Below are 19,615 nucleotides of genomic sequence, written 5' to 3'. Positions count from 1 at the left end.
TAATTAACAACTTTGGTTATTGAATAATAAAATTTTAAAGGATAAAACGTTTTCAGATGTTATATTAACATGTTTTTGTCGAAATATCCAAAGGTTAAACAACTTTATGCAACCTTTTTTAAACTATATTTTTGTTTAATTCGTCAAATTACGCTTTAAATTGACTTTTTTGCTCATTTAAGCCTTTTTTTCGCTAAAAAAAGATTTTTGTATTTTTGTATATCGTTTATATTTCAGGTATATTTAACTTGACTGAAAACCCTTACAAGTCAATCAAACTTCCAAGCTGTTAAACTCAGATTGCCATATTGAAATGTTCTGTGAAGGAGAGCCGATTTTTTGTTGACATCTCCTGCTCCCATTGCGATGATCAATGGAATGAAATGCTCTTTGGAAGGCACAGCATCTGTACTATAAGGAGCGATTTTTGCATAATTAAACAAAGATTCCAAATCCCATTTCATGATTTTCTCTTCAACCCAGTTCTCAAAGTTGATTGCCCACCCCTCTGCAACATGCATATCCTCCTGAATATGGGTGAAATTATGGACAATTCCACCGCTCCCGATGATTAAAACATTACTTTCCTTTAATTCCCTCAATGTTCTCCCGATTTCATACTGCTTGTCCAATGGAAGTGCAGGACTAATGGACATAGATACGATCGGGATGTCAGCTTCAGGATACATAATGTGCAAAAGCCCCCATGCTCCATGATCTAGGGGGCGCCTTTCATCAAGTTGCCCCCATACACCTATCCTTGACAATAAGGTTAAAATTCGATCGGACAGCTCCAGGCACCCCGAAGCAGGATATGTTATCTGAAATATTTCTTCAGGATACCCTGCAAAATCATAAATGACTTCATGCTTCCCTACCGCTGAAATCATCTGATCTTCACTTTCCCAATGTGCTGACAAAATAACGATGGAAGTTGGTTTTTCCATACCCTTCATATAATCCTTCAAAAAAGAAGTGTAGCTATTTTTTTCCAGAGCTAATAAAGGTGTTCCATGTGATAAAAACAATGATGGCATCATAGAAACGATAAATCCTTTCACAAAAGTAATCTAATCTCTTATCTTATACCTTAAATTACTTAACATAAACAATGTGTTCATCAATTAAATTGTATTTTTGGGGTTGTCTCGTCAATAGTATCAAAGGTATACCCTTCTTTTTTAAGATATTCAATAATATCAGGCAATGCCTTCACTGTATTTTTCATACTATTGATATCATGCAGCAAGATATTAACTTGCTTTTGATCTTTCGTGCCTTTTTGTACGGAAGTAATGATTTGTTGTTCACTTATTGATGGACTGATCCCATCTGTCGAATCAATCGTCCAATCGAAATAAATATACCCTTTTTCCATTAGTTGTTGAAGGATTCCATTAATGATGGGTTTAGTTGCAGCCTGATGCCTAAGACGATTATTGGAACCGCCAGGAAGGCGTACAATACGGCTTTTAACCCCAAACTCCTTTTGCAGCATGGTTTCAAGCCTATTCAAATCTTGAAAGAAGCTCTCGGTCGATCGATAAACGATGGAATAATCATGTGTATAAGAATGAAGGGCAATCGCATGACCTCGGGAAATCATTTCCTGATAGCATTCCTTTGCGTATGGTTCTTCGTTACCTTTAACGAAAAATGTGGCCTTAACATGATAGCGGTCCAAAATATCTAATATCTCCATCGTATTCAAAGAAGGTCCATCATCGAAAGTCAAATAAGCGACTTTCTGATTTTCCTTACTTTTTAGGATCGGTTTCATCTCTTCGGGAACCATTGCATGTACATGAATGGCCAGCACATCCGTCAATAACAAAAAAATAATGAAAGAACATACTATGGTGAGAAATAATTTAAGCGGATTCTTCATATGCTGCATCCCCTTCCTTTTGACCATTAAGATGTACCATTCAAGAGGTTTCATGCGCAATAAGGCAGCGGTAAAAAATACCGCTGCCTTATCCATATGCTTACCGATCGACATTAAAGTAACGAGCTTCCGGATGTGCAAAAACTATGGCTGAAACGGAAGCCTCAGGTTCCATCATGCATCCTTCAGTCAATTCCACGCCAATATCCTGAGGTTGTAACAGGCGGAATAGCTTTTCCTGGTCCTCCAGATTAGGACAAGCTGGATAACCAAATGAAAATCTTTGCCCGGTGTACTTAGCGGCAAACCGCTCTTTCATAGACATTTCAATCGGATCGCTTATACCTAAATCATCACGCATTAATTGATGAATTCTTTCGGCAAACCCTTCAGCCGTTTCGAGAGCAAGTGATTGAAGGGCGTGATTTTTCAAGAAATCACCTTCAAGCTTTAGTTTTTCTGCCCATTTTCTGATCCCTTTTCCGGCGGTTACCAGGAAGAAACCAACATAATCCATTTGTCCGGAGGAAACCGGTTTCGCGAAGTCCGCTAAACAAAGGTGCGGATTGGTATCTTGCCTAGGAAAGTCAAAAGTCTCCAATATCTCCAGGTGATTTTCCGGGTTGTAAACCAATAGTTTGTCTCCTTCACTTTGAGCAGGGAAAAATTGATAAATTGCATGCAAGCCGTAGTCGGGTTCCGTCTTTAAGAATTCGATCAATTCATCAACAAGCGCATTCAGCTGCACTGCTTTTTCATTCCCTTGCTTTAGCAATTCGGCGAGCTTACCTTTTAAGCCCAAATGATGTCCAATCAGCATTTGCCTATTAATGTATGGCTGGATTACATCCAATGGATAGTTTTTCAGGACGTGACGTTTGATATCACGCGGTTTTTGAACAGGCACATTACTCAAAGGCGCAGCTGCGGACTGCTTCCGAACAGGTTTTTCCATCGTGGCAGCAATAGCGGCATTGACTTTCGATTTTTCTCGTTTCTCGACTAACTCTTTTAAATACACCACTTTTTTGTCAGTGTCATGTAAAATATTCGTTACAGCTAAACCATCCATCGCATCTTTGGAATATAAAACAGGTCCTTCATATTCTGGTGATATTTTAAAATCGGTGAATTTACGGGATAGCGCTGCCCCTCCCACTAAAATAGGGGTATCTATTCCCGCCTGCCTTAAATCCTGTGCGGTTAAAACCATTTGCTGTGCTGATTTAACCAGTAACCCAGATAGGCCAATGATGGTTGGCTCATGTTTTCGAACCTCCTCAATGATTTGTTGCGGTGCGACCTTGATACCCAAATCAATGACTTCATAGCCATTATTGGATAGGATGATATCCACTAAGTTTTTCCCGATATCATGTACATCCCCCTTGACAGTAGCTAAGAGGATCTTTCCTTTTTTAGCGCTATCTTCAGAGTTTTCCATTAGCGGCTCAAGGTGAGATACAGCCGCCTTCATTGCCTCTGCACTCTGAAGCACTTCTGCGACAATAAGTTGGTTGTCGTTAAATAACCGACCCACTTCACTCATCCCATCCATCAATGGTCCATTGATGATTTCCAATGGGGTATCACCGCGCTCAATTGCTATATTTAAATCATCAATTAATCCTTCTTTCGTTCCTTCGATAATATAGTTACCTAAACGTTCGTCCAATGGCAGGATAACACCATTATCCTTCTTCTCCGCTTTTTTACCACGATAGAACTCGGTAAAGATACCTAAAGTTTCTGTAGATGTCTCAAACAGGAGTGCCTCAGCCAATTTCACTTCCTCTTCAGGTATCAGAGCGAAACGTTCAAGTTTTTCTGTATTAACGATAGCATAATCGAGACCTGCTTTTGTACAATGGTAAAGGAAAACGGCATTTAGAATTTCCCTTCCCCTTGCTGGCAGACCGAATGAAACATTCGAAATGCCAAGTATCGTTAAGCATTCCGGATACTTTTCTTTGATCGCCTTTATTCCTTTCACCGTTTCTAAAGCAGATCCGATATATTGTTCATCTCCCGTCCCTACAGGAAATACCAGCGGATCAAAAATGATGTCACTTTTGTTTAGACCATATTTATTGACAAGCAATTCCACCGACCGTGTAGCCACTTCCAATTTCCGTTCAGCATCGACGGCCATCCCAATTTCATCAATCGTTCCTACGACAACGGCAGCACCATATTGATGGATGAATGGTACAATTTTTTCAAAGCGTTCTTCACCATCTTCAAGATTAATGGAATTAATGATGGACTTTCCTTGTGAATGTTTTAATGCTTGTTCAAGTACGGCTTCATCTGTAGTATCGATGACCAATGGGACTTTCACTTTTTTGACGACCTCTTCTACGAACTCCTTCATATCGCCAAGTTCATCCCCATCAGGATCAGCAAGACAGATATCAATGACATGGGCACCTTTTTTCACCTGGGCACGTGCAATTTCAGCAGCTGGCTCGTAATGCTTTCCACGAATCAGCTCCTTGAATTTTCGAGATCCGATAACATTCGTTCTCTCACCAACGAATAAAGGGCGCATTGAATCATCATAAATGAGCGGCTCTATGCCTGATACGGCATGACCATGGGCTGAGGTCGAAATAGCACGGGGCTGAATGCCTTCGAGGACCCTGGAAAGTTCTTTAATATGCTCTGGTGTCGTACCACAACAGCCCCCAATGATATTGACCCATCCCTTTTCGGCAAATTGCTTCATTTTCTCCGCAAGGGAAGTCGGTGACTCATGATAGTGACCCTCTTCATCCGGGAGCCCAGCATTCGGATAACAACTGATGGCGCTATTTGCTATATCTGCAAGTGTCCTGATATGGTCTATCATGAACTCCGGACCTGTTGCACAATTCAGGCCGACAGCCACGGGCTTCATATGTTCAACCGATAAATAGAAAGCTTCTATGGACTGGCCAGCGAGTGTCGTGCCCATCGGTTCGATCGTACCTGATATGATGACAGGCACATCTTTTCCTGTTTTAGCGAAGGCTGCTTTGATTCCAGAAAAGGCAGCCTTGACATTAAGCATATCCTGACAGGTTTCCACCAATAGCAAGTCCACCCCACCATCCAAGAGACCAAGTGCCTGTTCTTCATAGGAATCGGTTAAAATATCAAAAGTAGTTCCCCCTGTTACGGAAAGCGTTTTTGTAGTGGGACCCATCGAGCCAGCCACATATCTTGGCCAATCTTCATTTGAATACTTTTCACATGCTTTAACGGCAAGCTCGGCTGAAATTTTATTAAGCTTGTAAGCGATTGTGCTTATTTGGTATTCTTCAAGCACGATGCTTGTCGCTCCGAAGGTATTTGTTTCAATGATATCAGCGCCTGCTGCTAAATATTTTTCATGGATGGATTGGATGATTTCTGGTTGTGTCAGTGATAAATACTCATTGCAGCCCTCGAATTGTTCCCCGCCAAAATCCTCTGCTGTTAAATTCTCCGCTTGGAGCATGGTCCCCATCGCTCCATCAAGAAGGAGAATCTTAGTATCCAACTGTTCTTGAATCGCTTTTTTATTCATGTACTGCCACCTCTGATGTTTGTTTACTATCGACTTTTCTAATATATTTCGTAAGTTCCGCCGTCATTTCATAGCGAAGGAACGGAGTAATTAAATATATGCCCTTGAATTTTTCCCTTGCCGCGTCCACTAGCTCTCGTGCGATATTCACCCCTTCAATCCTTGACTTTACAGGGTCATCCCCCGCTAAAGCCATAGCCCTTCTAACATTATCAGGCAATTTGATGCCTGGGATTTCATTATGGATGAATTCGGCGTTCCGTGTGCTTGTCAAGGGCATGATACCGATGAAAATCGGGGTCTCTAAATGTTTTGTAGCTTCATATACCTCTTCAATCTGCTCCACCGAATAAATTGGCTGTGTCAAAAAGGATTGAGCACCGCATGCAATCTTCTTTTCCATTCTCTGAACAGCTTTATCCAGATATTTCACATTGGGATTAAAAGCGGCGGCAATTTTAAAATTTGCCCGTTGGCCCAAACTTTGACCGGAATAGGAAAGACCCTCATTAAATTGTTTGACCATACTTATCAGGTCAAACGACGATAAATCATAAACCGAAGTGGCACCTGGGAAGTCCCCAATTTTAGAAGGATCTCCGGTGATGATCAATAACTCGTTCAGCCCCACTGTCTGCAGACCCATTAAATGTGACTGCAGGCCAATTAAATTTCGATCCCGGCATGTTATATGCACCATCGGCGTTACATTCAATTGGTTCTTCAGTAAATTAGCCAGTGCATCATTCGATATCCTTGGTGAAGCAAGTGAATTATCCGCTAATGTAATTGAATCGACCCCTGCTTTTTTCAAAACCTCAGCACCAGTCATGAAACTCTCTATTCCCAACTTTTTCGGTGGATCAAGTTCAACTAGTATCGTCCTTTCAGTTTTGGCCTTTTCGTAAAGTGGGATTTCCAACTCTCTATCAATCACTTCAATTATTTCTATTTCACGGATTTTAGTAATTTTCTCTTTTACTGGTACCAAACTTCCAATTGCATTCTTTACAGCTTGAATATGCAAAGGCGTCGTTCCACAGCAGCCTCCTATGATCGTGGCACCTTGCTCACGCAGCTCGAGGGCACTTGAACCGAAATATTCCGGTACAGCTTTATAGACAAGCCTTCCATCCACATAATCCGGAAGGCTGGCATTAGGATAAATGGCAATCGACGCTTGCTTTGGCAAACTTACTTCTTCCAAGGCCCTAATCATATGATGTGGACCGAGACGGCAATTCACCCCAACAACATCGGCACCCAATTGCTCAAGTTTTTGAAAGGCTTCATTTAAATGGATTCCATTTTGAAGATTACCCAGTTCATGCATCGAAACATTTGCGATGATCGGCAGTCCAGTTTCATTTTTAACGATTTGCAGGACGGTTTCAAGTTCTTCCAGGTCATAGAATGTTTCTAGGAGAATCCCATCAGGATTTTCCATCAGCAGACTGTATAGCTGTTCTCGAAAACCTCGCTTTATCTCTTCAATGCTTAAATCCGATTTCCTGATACTCCGCTGTGCCCCTATGGTACCGAAGACATATGCCTTTCCTTTTGCCGCTTTTTTAGCAAGGATGACTCCCTGGCGATTGATTTTGCTTACTTCATCTTCTAGTCCATGGCGTTTCAATTTGTTGAAGTTGGCTCCGTAGGTATTCGATTGAAGGATATCTGCACCAGCTTCCAAATAAGCACGGTGGATGGACACTATTTGATCTGGGTTCGTACAGTTTAATTCCTCATAACATTGATCGATGCCATTAGAGTACAGTAAGGTCCCCATTGCCCCTTCCCCAACCAGCATTCTTTCTTTCACTTCTTTACGAAAATTCATCATTACATCCTCTCTCAAAAACAATCCTGTTTTTGTCGTTTTCTATGAGTATGAGAGAAAAGAAAAAAAACCTTCTCAAAGAAGAAGGTTTTTTGAAACATTCTCCTCATCTATCAAGCTCTGCTTGTTGGATTTAGCACCTTTGCCTAAGCTGGTTGCTGAGGTTTCTTCGGGCCAGTCCCTCCACCTCTCTCGATAAGATCCATTTATATAATTTTCACAAGATTTCAAAATTTGATTATATTTAATTTACATTAATAATCTGTCAATTTCAATACCTGATCGTCATTTTTTTCACTTTTGCAAAAATCATTCAATCTTTTGCAGCCTGGACTCCCTTTAATATCCTCTGTTTCCAGTCTTCCGCTAACGAATCCAGTTTAAGTAAAGCGTTTGCGCCTTCCAGCCCATCTCGTTTATGAAGGATCACCTCTGCTGCATAATGAACTGAAATTTTTTCTTGCAAACGATCTATTAGCACGATTTCGTTTTGTTTATTTATCGTTCCTTCTTGAAGTACTTTTGCAAAATAACCAGTGAAACTCGTTTTTAGCACGAGTTCCAAAAACTTAGGTTCTTGATTGAAGTGGGAAATGGTCGAACAAGGAATCCTCCCCTGGTTAATTTGAACAATCACTTCGCCTATTTGATAAATATCGCCGATATATGTTGATACTTCCGTCATCCCCGCTATGGTTAAATTTTCACCGAATGCAGGGATATCCAGCTTTTTAGAGAATTTTTCATTCCATAATGAATAATGCTCAAAGGGGTAAAAGCACAAAGCCCGATCAGGACCTCCATGGAACCTTACATTACCTACCCCATCACCAATTATGCCAGATCTAGTTACTGTCACATTATCCTGTGCTTGTTTATCCATGGCTGAAAAGATATCGATATTCGAAAAATTTTCCTGTTTGGCCCTTCCGGCATGAAGCGATTTGATTTTTCCATTTTCCATTTTTAACATCATCTTCCGTTCATTTTAATTTATATCATCCCATATGTTTAAATTATACTAAAAATCCATTTTTTCTGTAATTATTTATGAGAATATAGTGGATCGGAACATACAAAATCCCCCATGATCGGTCGAATATCATTGATTTCCAGAAAAAATCATAGGATAGTTTAGTAATTTTGTTGCTATTTCAGAATTAAATATGGTAGAATATGAACACAATATATAGTCGAAAACTACAACCGTTCGCCTATATGTTGATTTTCACGATTGAATTCCTCATTGTCGCTCTTTAGGGAGCGAATTTTTTTGCCTTCATTTGCATCCACTATTTTCTTTTAATCCCATTAATCGGATCACATCTTGATCCAATACCTATTTGTACATGCATTACTTATGTAATTTTAACGAATTATTTCTTTGTAAAGTCTTTCATAATCTTGCCATTCCCTTGGCTAAAACGAGCAAAAAGCCGAGCGACATAATGCGTCTTCCGCTCAGCTTCCTGTTTTATGCTTGTTTCTTTTTTTTCGGTGCCGCTTTCTTTCGGGTCGTCTTTTTCTTTTCTGGTTCATCATGTTTCGTTCGGTCAATGGATGCCTGTAAAGCCTCCATTAAATCTGTTACATTGTTGGAAACTGGCTCTTTTGTTTTGGCTGTAATCGTCGTTTGTCCCGTTTTCTTCGATTCAATCAATTCAAGTAATGCTGTTCGATAGTCATCGGTGTATTTTGCCGGATTGAAAGTAGTCGTTAATTGATCTATCAATAACACGGCAGTATCTATTTCCTTTTTTACAATGGTATCATTAGCAGGGATATTCGGTACATCCGCTGTTGAGCGAACTTCATCCGGGTAATGGATCGTTTCCATCACCAAGGTATTATCAACGACTCGAATTACCGCCATTTGTTCTTTTGAGCGAATGATGATTTTCGCTAACCCTACCTTATCCGATTCCTTGAGGGCCTGTCTCAGAAGGGAATAAGCCTTTATCCCTCCATCATTAGGCGACATGTAATAACTCCGGTTAAAATATATGGGATCTATTTCTTCTATTTTAACGAAATCCACAATTTCCACGGCTTTTTCTTCGTTTTGTTTTTTCAGTTGCTCTAGTTCATTGTCTTCCAAGACAACAAATTTTCCCTTTGTATACTCAAAAGCGCGGACTATATCATCCTTACCCACTTCTTTCTGGCATACCGGACAAACTTTTTCGTATTTAATCGGTGAATGACATTCCTTATGCAACGTCCTTAAAGAAATATCCTTATCCTCCGTTGCAGCATGAAGTTTAATCGGAATGTTCACCAAACCGAATGATATGCTCCCCTTCCACATCGTATGCATATTCGTCACCTCATAACTTATTTTTAAAGAGAAGAACAATTTTATTATTCCCCTTTGTTCAAAAAAAACCGAAAAAACAATTGCCAACTCTAACACTTCGTTTTTTTGGCAAAATAATGTTAATCAATTATTTGCGGAGGTAAAACTAAATGAAACCAATGCTGCCAACCTATTACCCTGAAGCCCCCACCTCCAAAGATTGGCGTTATGAGGTCAAATATGACGGCTTTAGGACAATTTTAACGATAGACTCCGATACGATAAGCATCTCGAGTCGAAACGAGAAGGAATTATCACCACAATTCCCAGAAATCATTGCTTACATCAAAAATTTGGACCTGGAAGATTATCTCCCGCTACAGTTAGATGGAGAGTTGGTTTGGCTTACCAATCAAGCAAAGGCCGACTTTTGCCAAATACAGTGGCGAGGGCGCCTTGGGAAACAATCCTTAATTTCAGAAAAAGCTCATTTTTCGCCATGCCGGTTTATTGCGTTTGACCTGATTCGCATCAGCGGAAAGGACATAGCTGCTAAACCTATGGAAGAACGAAGGGGATTCATGCTGAATATGGGTGAAGCACTTGGTTTTCCTATGCCGCCTGACCCCAACGATAAGGCTTTGATCCAAATAATTGAGAGTTTTGACGTTTTGGATAATGCCTTGAATAAGGTCATCCTATTAGATGGCGAAGGGGTTGTCGCTAAGGAAGTTCGGGGTACTTGGCAAGAAGGAAAACGTACTACATCTTGGATCAAAGTGAAAAATTGGAAGACCGTTTCTTGTTTCATTACAGCATTGCACAAAGAAAATGGTTACGTTTCCCTCGCAGTTTTAAAAGAAGGTGCCGCAACGAAAATCGGAAGTGTTAAAAATGGACTGAGTGCTCAAGATAAAAGGATATTGCATGAACTGATCAAGCAAAATGCATCAGATGAAGATGCACAATTTTTTTATATCCATCCATCCATTTGCATCGAAGTTCAATTCCTACACGTATATGAGGAAAATGAATTGCGTGAACCTCAGTTTTCGCAATGGCTTTTACAAACGGCTCCCGAAGAATGCACCTGGGAGAAATTCGTGATAGGCCAGTACACGTTTCCAGATACTGTACAAATAACCTCCAAGGATAAACCGCTTTGGTTAACTGGTAGAAAAAAGGTGGTAAAAGTTGAATACCTCCATTATTTAAGAGAGGTTTCATCCTTCTTCTTACCTTTCTTAAAGGATAAACTGCTTACGACAATCCGTTATCCTCATGGCACTATGGATAAAGAAAGATTTTTCCAGAAAAACAAACCTGATTATGCGCCGGCCTTTATTAAAACGTTCATGGATGTGGATATCGAGTATATGCTGTGTAACGATATTGAAACGCTTCTTTGGTTTGGTAATCAACTTGCATTGGAATTCCATGCCCCATTTCAGAAAGCGGGTAAAACAAGACCCGACGAAATCGTCCTGGACTTAGACCCTCCTTCCATCGAATTTTTCTCATTGGCGATAAAGGCCGCACAGGAAATTAAAAAAGTGATGGAATCATTAAGGATAAAGGCTTTTGTAAAAACGTCAGGTAACAAAGGACTGCAAATTCACATCCCTCTGCCTGATGACAGATTTACTTATCAGGAGACACGCATATTCACCGACTTTCTCGGCGACTACCTAACCAGTTCCAACCCAAATGATTTTACAACGGAAAGAATGAAAATAAATCGGCATAATCGACTTTACTTGGACTTTGTGCAGCATAGTGAAGGAAAAACCATAATTGTTCCTTATTCCCCACGCGGAAATTCTTTCGCGGGTGTGGCCACACCTTTGTTTTGGAAGGAAGTGGACGAAAGTCTCCAGTTGAAGGACTATACGATTGAAACCGTGCCAAACAGATTAAAAAGGGAAGGGTGTCCATTTATGGATTACAGACTTGTCGATAATGGCCCAGCCTTTTTGGAAGTATTGTCGTTCCTAAAACAAAAAAAGACCAACTAATTGTTGGTCTTTCCAGAGTGTAGACAAACCCCTTTTCCAAAAGAATTGTTGGAGAAAAAGGGGGTTTTTTATCTTTTAATTAGCATATTTAGTTGTAAATTTGAAAGAAGGACACAATATATTGTTGCTAAACTTTTTATAAAAAACAGCTGTCGACTTTGTCGACAGCCTGAAAAGACCAACTAATTGTTGGTCTTTCCAGTTTATAATGTCGTTTTCAAATAACTTTGAACTTCATCCTGCAGCTTGGAATATAAGCTTGTTTCCGATTCAAAAACCTGTTTTTCAAGCATTTTGAATTTTTCAGGCTGATCTAAGTTTATTTCAATCAATACCTTGAATTCATATGTTGCATTCCCGATTAAATCTATTGAATACTTTTGGCTTTCTTCATCATGATGGACGACGCATTTAACTTTTCCACCGTTATTATAGACAGATATTTCACTTTCCAACGAGTTAATTCCAACAGAGCATGTTACTAGGCTTGAAGCTGACATCGCCGTTCCACATGCATTAGTGAAGCCTACTCCCCGTTCAAATGTCCGCACATAAATGCTCCCTGGTTCAAGCTCTTTCACAAAGCTGACATTGACACCATCAGGGAAAAGCGCATTCGGTTGATTGACCTTTGTCGAAAGGTCTGCCTGCAAATCACTTTGCAAAACGTCACTATCGATGAGCGTGATTAAATGTGGATTAGGAACCGCCAATGCCGAAAATAAAAGGGTATCATGAAGTTCCGGCATTGGTTCGTTTAGCAATTGTTCTTTTGCTAATACAAGAGGAAGATCCTTTACATTAAAACTTACCGGGGAAATTTCCACCTTGAAAGTCGGGATGCCCTCATAAATATCTTCCGTTTTCTCCACGAGTAGATTTGCCTTCATCGTTTCCACAATCATTTTATCGAGCCCTAGAACGTCGTTCGCATAACGCGCAACACAGCGAAGTCCATTGCCACACATCGAAGCTTCCGATCCATCCGCATTAAAGACACGCATCCGGCAATCGGCCTGTTCACTTTCCATTACAAACAAAATACCGTCCGCTCCAAGCTTTTCCCTATTGCATAGGGCCTTCGCGAAATTTTTTCGCTCTTCTTCAGTAAACGTCAAGGCCGTAGTCAATTCATCAATTATTAAGAAATCATTACCTGATCCATGGCTTTTTAAACCTTCAATAATCATCCTGTCACATCCTCTAATATGCTGCTAGTCATTTATCATTTTTTAATATTCTATATCATAGCATTTTCAGAATGGATGTGTCATCGAGTAATTCACAATAAATCCATTTTTTTCGTCAAAAATATACAATAAGAAGAGCGGTTGGAATAAGAGAGAACTCATTCCAACCGCTCTTCCATAATATTAACCAAGCATACTGATGATGAAATAGACGATAAACATTCCAGCACTCACATACATCGGGGCTGACACCTCTTTCGCCTTTCCGGTAACAAGCTTCAAGAACGGGTACAGAATGAAACCGAATGCCATTCCATCCGCGATACTGTATGTGAATGGAATGATCGTGATGATCATGATTGCAGGTATACTCTCGGTTAAATCGCTGAAATCCAGCTTTTTAATGTTTCCGAGCATCAAAATGCCAATAATAATTAAAATGGGGGCAATGGCGCTATCAGGGATCACTTTAATCACTGGTATAAACAGCAATGATAGAATGAATAGCAAACCCGTCACCACTGAAGTAAAACCGGTTCTGCCTCCAGATGCGATTCCTGCTGCGGTTTCAACTGTTGCAACGGTAGGGCTCGATCCGAATATACCTGAAAATAAAACGGAAACACTTGTCGCCTGCAGCGACTTTTTATAGGCGTCCTGGCGGTTGATACTGTCTACATGCCCGTGTACAAGACCAATATTTTCAAAAACAAGAACCATCGTCATCGCAAATACACTTATCCAGAATTCAATTCGGTCCGCTTCCATGAACGATAATGAAAAGAAGAGATCGCCGTAGGAAGCTGTGTCTATGCCTGAAAAATGGATTTCCGATAGTTGAACCGTCCCGAAACAATAGGCAATAAGGCTACCTGCCAGGATGGTAATCATGAAGTTACCGGGGACATTCTTGATGAATAGCGTGATTGCCAGTAAAAAGGTTAACACCGTTGCACACACTGCTGGATCGCTTAAATCTCCCAATGCGACGATAGATGATGAACCTCCCGTGATTATCCCGCCCTTCTCGAGACCGATTAGCATCAAGAACAAGCCAAGACCAACAGATATGGCTTCTTTTATCGAACTTGGAATTGACTCACTGATTAACTTAGAGTATTTTGTAAAAGCAATGACTACAAAAATAACCCCTGAGATAAACACAGCACCAAGCGCCGATTGCCAAGATAGACCCATCCCTTGAACCATGGTATAAGCAAAAAGGGCATTTACGCCCATTCCTGGAACGAGGAGGATTGGGACATTCGCCCAAATTCCTATCATGACACAGCTTAAAGCAGATAAAAGAATCGTGGCAATCACTGCACCATTAACTGGTATGCCTGCTTCCGATAAAATCAGGGAATTCACGATGAGTATATAGACTATCGTAAAATAGCCGACGACTCCAGCAAGGATTTCACGCTTTCCATTCGTTCCATAGTCTGAAAAATGGAAAAACGCTTCCAAGTTTAATTTCTTCATGTTGTATCCTTATAAAATTTATCCCTCGCCCACCCGTTTGTATTAGTGACAAACTACACTTCGCGATTTTATCAAAAAAAAGGATAAAAATAAATAGTATTGCTTAAAATTTGAAAAAAACTGCCGGAAAATAATCCCGACAGCTTCGATAAATATATTATTTTTGTTCTTCCGCATACCCATCGACTATCAATTCCAGCTTCCCTGTATCGGGTGAAATGATAAGACCATGTACAGGAATATTTTTAGGTATTAAAGGATGTCCTTTAATCACTTCCACACTTTTCTTAACACTTTCATAAACATCATCAAATCCGCGAAGCCAACTGCGAATATCTATTCCTGCAGCTCCAAGGGTATCGATGGTGCTCTGTGGAATATCACGTTCAACCATTTTCCCTACTACAGAATCTGCATCTACTGATGCCATTCCACAGTCATGGTGAGGTATGACGAATACTTCATCTGCCTTTAGCTCATAAATGGCAATCAGGATACTCCGCATGACACTTCCAAATGGATGGGAGACGATTGCCCCGGCAGTCTTCAGGATTTTGACATCGCCATTTTTGATATTCAAGGATTTTGGCAATAGTTCAACGAGCCGAGTATCCATACAGCTTATGATGACCATACGTTTCTCAGGGAACTTATCCGTTCTATACTTAACATAATCACCTTTTTCTACAAACTGTTCATTAAAATTAAGAATCTCATTAAGTAAACTCATATTTACCACCTTTTATTATGTAATCAATCTATGTATCCTTCTATAATTATATCAAATATTAAAAGGATTTGCTAAAGGATAACACTAGTCAATTTGAACGATGATTTAGAGTGGCTGCACAAAACCCAAAGACGATGATTTTAGGGATTTCATCAACATTGGATGAAAAAGAAAGTATGGGGGTATTTGTCTTGAATCGTCTCCCCCATTCCATAGGCATCCAACCTTCTTGGTATGAAACGATCTTTTCCCCATCTTTTGTGGCTATCTCAAAAGAATTCACACTCCCCGGCGTTTGAATGGGCATCCATTCTGTGCCGTCTTCCTTATATATCATTCCATTGATCTTCACGAATGAACGATTTTCTTGATACGATCCAATAAGGCCGCCTTGATCATCCATGATCGTCATTTTATTGAAAAGCCCTCTTTTGATATGGTACTTGGCTAACAAGCGCCCCTCATTGTCCACCAGTTCATATCGCTTGGCCAGGAGCATCGACAAGAAATTGGGAATCATCCACATGAACCACTTCATATTCAAATCACGTATCTCGCCCATTAGAGACCCATCAGGTGCAAAGAGAAGCAGCCGCAATGTCGGTGCTGGCATAAAAGTCAATAAAACATGTTCATTTTTTAATAACCCGTCATTCGTCCCGACGAATTCATCAGGCAATTCCTTAATTCTACTTTCATATATCCTGTGACTGATAAATTGGACAATACTAAATAAAATAAAAGGAAACGTTATCAATAATATATTGCCAGGTATCAACGAAAAAATATGGCAAATGAAAAATACAACGGCCAAAACAAGAGATATCCAAGAGGCATTGAAATTTGAATTGCTCGTTTTTTGATAATATTCACGTATATTCATATTCTGCTCTTTTCCTCACCCCTTACAAGAAAGTTTGCCGCCTTAAGCGAACATTAATTAGCAGTACTACAAGCCGCCCGTCTTTCACTTAATAAAGTGCATTGAAGTTGTTATCATATTACTTTATTCGCTTTAATATGATCTATTCCCTTTTTAATGAAGGGCAATTCCCAACATGGTTCATATAAAAAAGGACTCCGAATACGGAATCCTTTTACATCATTCTATAAAATCCTAAAAATTAAGGGGAACCTGTAATCCGTTCCTTCATAGGCCCTTACAGCAGCAATGATGGTGAATACGACTAAAGCTATCCCGATAACCGGCAATAGCAAGAATCCAATCAATACTATAGTAAGTATCCCTGCAACTATTGAATATACAGTGTAGGAAATGAAAAAATTCAGGTATTCCCTTCCATGATAATCCACAAATTGTGACGAGTCCTTTTTCAATAACCAAATCACTAAAGGACCGATAAATGCTGTAAAAAAGCTGATTACATAAATAAGGGCAGCAAACACTTTCTCATCTTTAGTAGGCATAGTGTCTTCTCCTCCTCTCTCATATTAATAATTACGAATCAGTTGAAAAATAGTTTCATTTTCCTTTCATTATATTCGAAAAAAGTAAAAATGGACTGCCTTTTCTTCATGAAACCCCATTGGCAATACATTTAACGAAAAATCCGAACATGTTCATCCGTCTTGTGCATACAGATTAAATAATGGATTGTCCCATACCTTCTAGAATGGAGTGATGTTTTTTTGCTGAACGATTTTCAAGCCTTCATCCTTGGAATCATTCAAGGCTTGACTGAGTTTTTACCTATTTCAAGTACTGGACATTTATATTTAGGACGGCATATATTCCATCTTGACGAGGCCGGCATTTTTCTTGATACCATGCTCCATATCGGTACATTGCTGGCATTATTGGTCGTCTACAAGAATGACATTATTTCGGTTTTGAAAAACCCTTTCTCCAAAATGACTCTGCTTCTCATTGCAGGGACGATCCCTGCAGTGATTGCCGGCATTTTACTTGGGGATTGGTTTGATGGCCTTTCAAAAACAGGGGTGACCATTGGCTGGGAATTTTTAGTGACCGGGCTGATTTTATGGGTAGCGGACGGTGTAAAAAAAGGTGGCAAGTCAATTAATGAAATTTCCATTAAGGATGCCCTGATCATCGGTACTTTCCAAGCTGCCGCCATCATGCCTGCTCTTTCGCGTTCCGGCCTAACGATAGCCGCAGGGCTCTTCTGCAGGCTTGATAGGGCCACGGCAGCTTATTTTTCCTTCTTGCTTTCAATTCCAGCCATTACGGGGGGCATTGTATTTCAGATGAAACCAATAATTACAGGAGAAGTTCAACGGCTTCCAGTCACTGCGCTTTTCGTTGGTACCCTAGCCGCAGCAATCTTTGGTTATATTGCTGTAGTATGGATGATTGATTTCTTAAAAAAGCGTTCACTGAAAATATTCTCCATTTATGTATGGGCCCTCGGGGCAATCATTTTATTCATGCAATTCACAGGGAAGTTTTAAAGGAAGCATCAAGTTACCCTTGAAAAATCGGGCGAAGAAATCAGTTTTTCATGAAAAAAAGCAAGCGTTTGCCTTCAAATTTCACCCTTCATAAAAAAGTTGAAATTTGACGAAAAAAAAAGGCAAAAAACCTATTCCCAAACCGATTTTTTTTTAGTATTATACCTTCGTAAGGGTCTTTTGATTTGTATAATTTCTGACAATAAAAATAGGGAAGGCAAATGGTGCGCCACCGGTTTCCGGTTCTAGTGGGTTCGATTCCCACCCCGAAATTTTTTGATGAACGACTTAAAAAATTTCGAGGGTGGGCAGCGACTACGCATAAGAACTGCCCTCAAACGGAGGGACGGAAATGTTAAAAAAGAGAGATTTCACAGATTGTTTTTCTCTTTATGAACAAATGACGCATCCAGATGTCTTCCCTTTCGTGCGCCATAAAGTAGATTCATATGAAGAATATGTTTTCATTACTAAGCAAACGATCGAGGCAGAAGATTCTGGGGAACTCATTTCACGAACAATCTTGGATGAATGGGAAAATCCCATCGGTTGTATTTCTTTATACGATATTGAAGATGGTGCAGGTTTCTTAGGCACATGGCTTGGCAAGCCTTTTCACGGGAAAGGGTATAATGCCATTGCAAAGGACGCTTTCTTTAAAGAGCTTTTTTTCGAGCTCGGTTTGGAAACAGTATTCATGCGTATTCGCAAAAAAAATATTCGCTCGATTAAAGCCGCGGAAAAGCTTCCCTATGCTGTTAATGCCAACGAAACAAGAAAGTCCCTCTATGATCAGATCAATCATGAAGGAGATATCTTCGATTTGTATGAAATCCCGAAAGATTTATACACCTTTCATATCCTTAGACAGCATGATGATGACGAACAGCAGTTACTTGAAGCATAAAACGAAAAGCATTTTAAGATGGCTTTGTTTATCTTTTCATATAATGGTCAGGAGCTTCCAATATTGGAAAGCTCTTTTTTCCATTTTCACAGGATGTTTAGGAAAGATTACTACAATTCCCTATTCATTTCAGGGATATTTTTTTATAATGAATACAATTGACCCATTCCAAAATATATTCAAAGAGTCATTGAAAGGACCTAATCATGAAAAAAACATTTGCTTTTATCGTGCAGCTTATCATGCTGCTCATCATTTGCAAGCTCGGCTATTATTTAGCCCCTTTACTTCATTTACCTATTCCAGGCAACGTCATCGGCATGATTCTGTTATTTAGTTTATTACAGATGAAGGTTATAAAAGTTGAGTGGATCGATCTTACTTCAGGATTTTTGGTAAAGCACCTAGCCTTTTTCTTCATTCCAATTTCAATCAGTTTAATGACCATGGGATGGCTTTTCATTGAATTCGGTTTGCCATTGGCACTTACATTGGGAGTCAGCCTGATATTTGGATTCATCGTTTCGGCTTGGGCTGTTCAAAAGTTATCCAATAGAGGAGAGGTTAAGCGACATGACAGCGCTCATCACAACATATAGCATCTTGATAACCATCCTTTCCTATTACATAGGAAGGAAAATATATGCTAAACATCCATCACCTTTTACTACGCCAGTATTTTTCAGTACGGTTACAATCATTCTCGTACTGCTGATCAGCGGTTTGAACTTCGAAGATTATTCACCGGGAAAAGACATCATCACCTATTTCTTGGGGCCAGCTACCGTTGCTTTGGCCGTACCACTTTATAAAAACAGGAAGATAATCGTTAAATATGCAATGCCGGCAATCAGCGGCATGATTTTTGGTCTTATGGTCACATTGATCATTGCCTTAGCCATTGCTAAAGCATTTTCACTTCCGCAGTTCATACTCCAAGGATTGGCGGTTAAATCAATTACAGTGCCAATCGCAGTAGAAATCACGGAACTTTATGGTGGTAATTCTAATATTTCAGCAGCCTTCGTCATTTTGACTGGGGTGCTGGGTACGATGATCGCTCCAAAAATGATGGATAAATTAAACATTACGATGCCCTTTGCGCGTGGTATCGCATACGGTACGATCGCTCATGGCCTTGGAACGGCTCAAGCCGCTCAGGAAAGTGAGTTTACTGGGGCAGTCGCAGGTGCGGCAATGGCTATTGCAGGTATCCTCATTTCCTGTTTCTTTCCGTTTATAAGTCATTTCCTATAAAAGAACCGCAACGTCAATGACGTT

Annotated in this window: 16 protein-coding genes and 1 riboswitch; of the genes, 5 read left to right on the top strand and 11 right to left on the bottom strand. The window is 39.9% G+C overall.

The annotated features are described in order from the left end of the window. Nucleotides 1-269 precede the first annotated feature (269 nt). The 6 genes from ACFX4L_RS10535 to ku all read right to left on the bottom strand — a co-directional run bounded on the left by ACFX4L_RS10535 (nt 270) and on the right by ku (nt 9,595). Complete coding sequence (locus ACFX4L_RS10535; RefSeq protein ID WP_377385765.1) at nt 270-1,040, bottom strand: dioxygenase family protein; 771 nt, start codon at nt 1,038-1,040, stop codon at nt 270-272. An 80-nt stretch (nt 1,041-1,120) separates the two neighbouring features. Further along, nucleotides 1,121-2,002, bottom strand: a complete 882-nt coding sequence (locus ACFX4L_RS10530) for a polysaccharide deacetylase family protein (protein WP_377385762.1) — start codon at nt 2,000-2,002, stop codon at nt 1,121-1,123. Further along, nucleotides 1,989-5,438 carry a methionine synthase gene (gene metH, locus ACFX4L_RS10525; protein ID WP_284470477.1) on the bottom strand — a complete coding sequence of 1,150 codons (3,450 nt, stop codon included), beginning with the start codon at nt 5,436-5,438 and terminating at the stop codon, nt 1,989-1,991. The genes ACFX4L_RS10530 and metH overlap by 14 nt, the downstream gene beginning before the upstream one ends. Beyond that, nucleotides 5,431-7,278 carry a bifunctional homocysteine S-methyltransferase/methylenetetrahydrofolate reductase gene (locus ACFX4L_RS10520; RefSeq protein WP_284470476.1) on the bottom strand — a complete coding sequence of 616 codons (1,848 nt, stop codon included), beginning with the start codon at nt 7,276-7,278 and terminating at the stop codon, nt 5,431-5,433. Before ACFX4L_RS10520 ends, metH begins: the two co-directional genes overlap by 8 nt. Nucleotides 7,279-7,381: 103 nt before the next feature. After that, nucleotides 7,382-7,480: riboswitch (SAM riboswitch) on the bottom strand. Between the two features lie 111 nt (nt 7,481-7,591). Then, nucleotides 7,592-8,242: an MOSC domain-containing protein gene (locus ACFX4L_RS10515; RefSeq protein WP_377405029.1), complete on the bottom strand. Its 651-nt coding sequence runs from the start codon at nt 8,240-8,242 to the stop codon at nt 7,592-7,594. A gap of 510 nt (nt 8,243-8,752) precedes the next feature. Further along, nucleotides 8,753-9,595, bottom strand: a complete 843-nt coding sequence (gene ku / locus ACFX4L_RS10510; protein WP_377385753.1) for a non-homologous end joining protein Ku — start codon at nt 9,593-9,595, stop codon at nt 8,753-8,755. A gap of 149 nt (nt 9,596-9,744) precedes the next feature. On the opposite strand from ku, the gene ligD reads away from it, so the two are divergent. Continuing rightward, nucleotides 9,745-11,589, top strand: a complete 1,845-nt coding sequence (gene ligD, locus ACFX4L_RS10505) for a DNA ligase D (protein ID WP_377385750.1) — start codon at nt 9,745-9,747, stop codon at nt 11,587-11,589. Nucleotides 11,590-11,792: 203 nt separating this feature from the next. Here the strand turns inward: ligD and dapF are convergent, their stop codons facing one another. The 5 genes from dapF to ACFX4L_RS10480 form a co-directional block, all read right to left on the bottom strand. Further along, entirely contained in the window at nt 11,793-12,779 is a 987-nt protein-coding gene (gene dapF, locus ACFX4L_RS10500; protein WP_284470471.1) for a diaminopimelate epimerase, read from the bottom strand. A 183-nt stretch (nt 12,780-12,962) separates the two neighbouring features. After that, nucleotides 12,963-14,264 (bottom strand): NCS2 family permease, encoded by a 1,302-nt coding sequence (locus tag ACFX4L_RS10495; protein ID WP_061463559.1) that lies wholly within the window; start codon nt 14,262-14,264, stop codon nt 12,963-12,965. Nucleotides 14,265-14,421: 157 nt separating this feature from the next. Further along, the gene (locus ACFX4L_RS10490) at nt 14,422-14,994 is read right to left on the bottom strand and encodes a beta-class carbonic anhydrase (RefSeq protein ID WP_061463560.1); all 573 of its coding nucleotides are present in this window, start codon (nt 14,992-14,994) and stop codon (nt 14,422-14,424) included. An 88-nt stretch (nt 14,995-15,082) separates the two neighbouring features. Next, a complete protein-coding gene (locus tag ACFX4L_RS10485; RefSeq protein WP_377405026.1) occupies nt 15,083-15,877 on the bottom strand; it encodes a hypothetical protein in 795 nt (264 codons plus the stop codon). 224 nt (nt 15,878-16,101) lie between these two features. Beyond that, nucleotides 16,102-16,422, bottom strand: a complete 321-nt coding sequence (locus ACFX4L_RS10480) for a DUF4870 domain-containing protein (protein ID WP_061463562.1) — start codon at nt 16,420-16,422, stop codon at nt 16,102-16,104. Nucleotides 16,423-16,647: 225 nt separating this feature from the next. On the opposite strand from ACFX4L_RS10480, the gene ACFX4L_RS10475 reads away from it, so the two are divergent. The 4 genes from ACFX4L_RS10475 to ACFX4L_RS10460 all read left to right on the top strand — a co-directional run bounded on the left by ACFX4L_RS10475 (nt 16,648) and on the right by ACFX4L_RS10460 (nt 19,591). Continuing rightward, nucleotides 16,648-17,427, top strand: a complete 780-nt coding sequence (locus ACFX4L_RS10475; RefSeq protein ID WP_089364059.1) for an undecaprenyl-diphosphate phosphatase — start codon at nt 16,648-16,650, stop codon at nt 17,425-17,427. A gap of 352 nt (nt 17,428-17,779) precedes the next feature. Further along, nucleotides 17,780-18,334 (top strand): GNAT family N-acetyltransferase, encoded by a 555-nt coding sequence (locus ACFX4L_RS10470; RefSeq protein ID WP_061463563.1) that lies wholly within the window; start codon nt 17,780-17,782, stop codon nt 18,332-18,334. A 206-nt stretch (nt 18,335-18,540) separates the two neighbouring features. Next, nucleotides 18,541-18,933 carry a CidA/LrgA family protein gene (locus tag ACFX4L_RS10465; RefSeq protein WP_377381885.1) on the top strand — a complete coding sequence of 131 codons (393 nt, stop codon included), beginning with the start codon at nt 18,541-18,543 and terminating at the stop codon, nt 18,931-18,933. After that, complete coding sequence (locus ACFX4L_RS10460) at nt 18,908-19,591, top strand: LrgB family protein (protein ID WP_081108829.1); 684 nt, start codon at nt 18,908-18,910, stop codon at nt 19,589-19,591. The genes ACFX4L_RS10465 and ACFX4L_RS10460 overlap by 26 nt, the downstream gene beginning before the upstream one ends. Nucleotides 19,592-19,615: the final 24 nt, after the last annotated feature.

Origin of the sequence: Peribacillus sp. YIM B13482 (assembly GCF_042787975.1) — a bacterium.
Lineage (GTDB): Bacteria > Bacillota > Bacilli > Bacillales > DSM-1321 > Peribacillus > Peribacillus simplex_A.
Note: the sequence above shows the minus strand (reverse complement) of the source record. Positions and strands in the feature narration are given on the sequence as shown.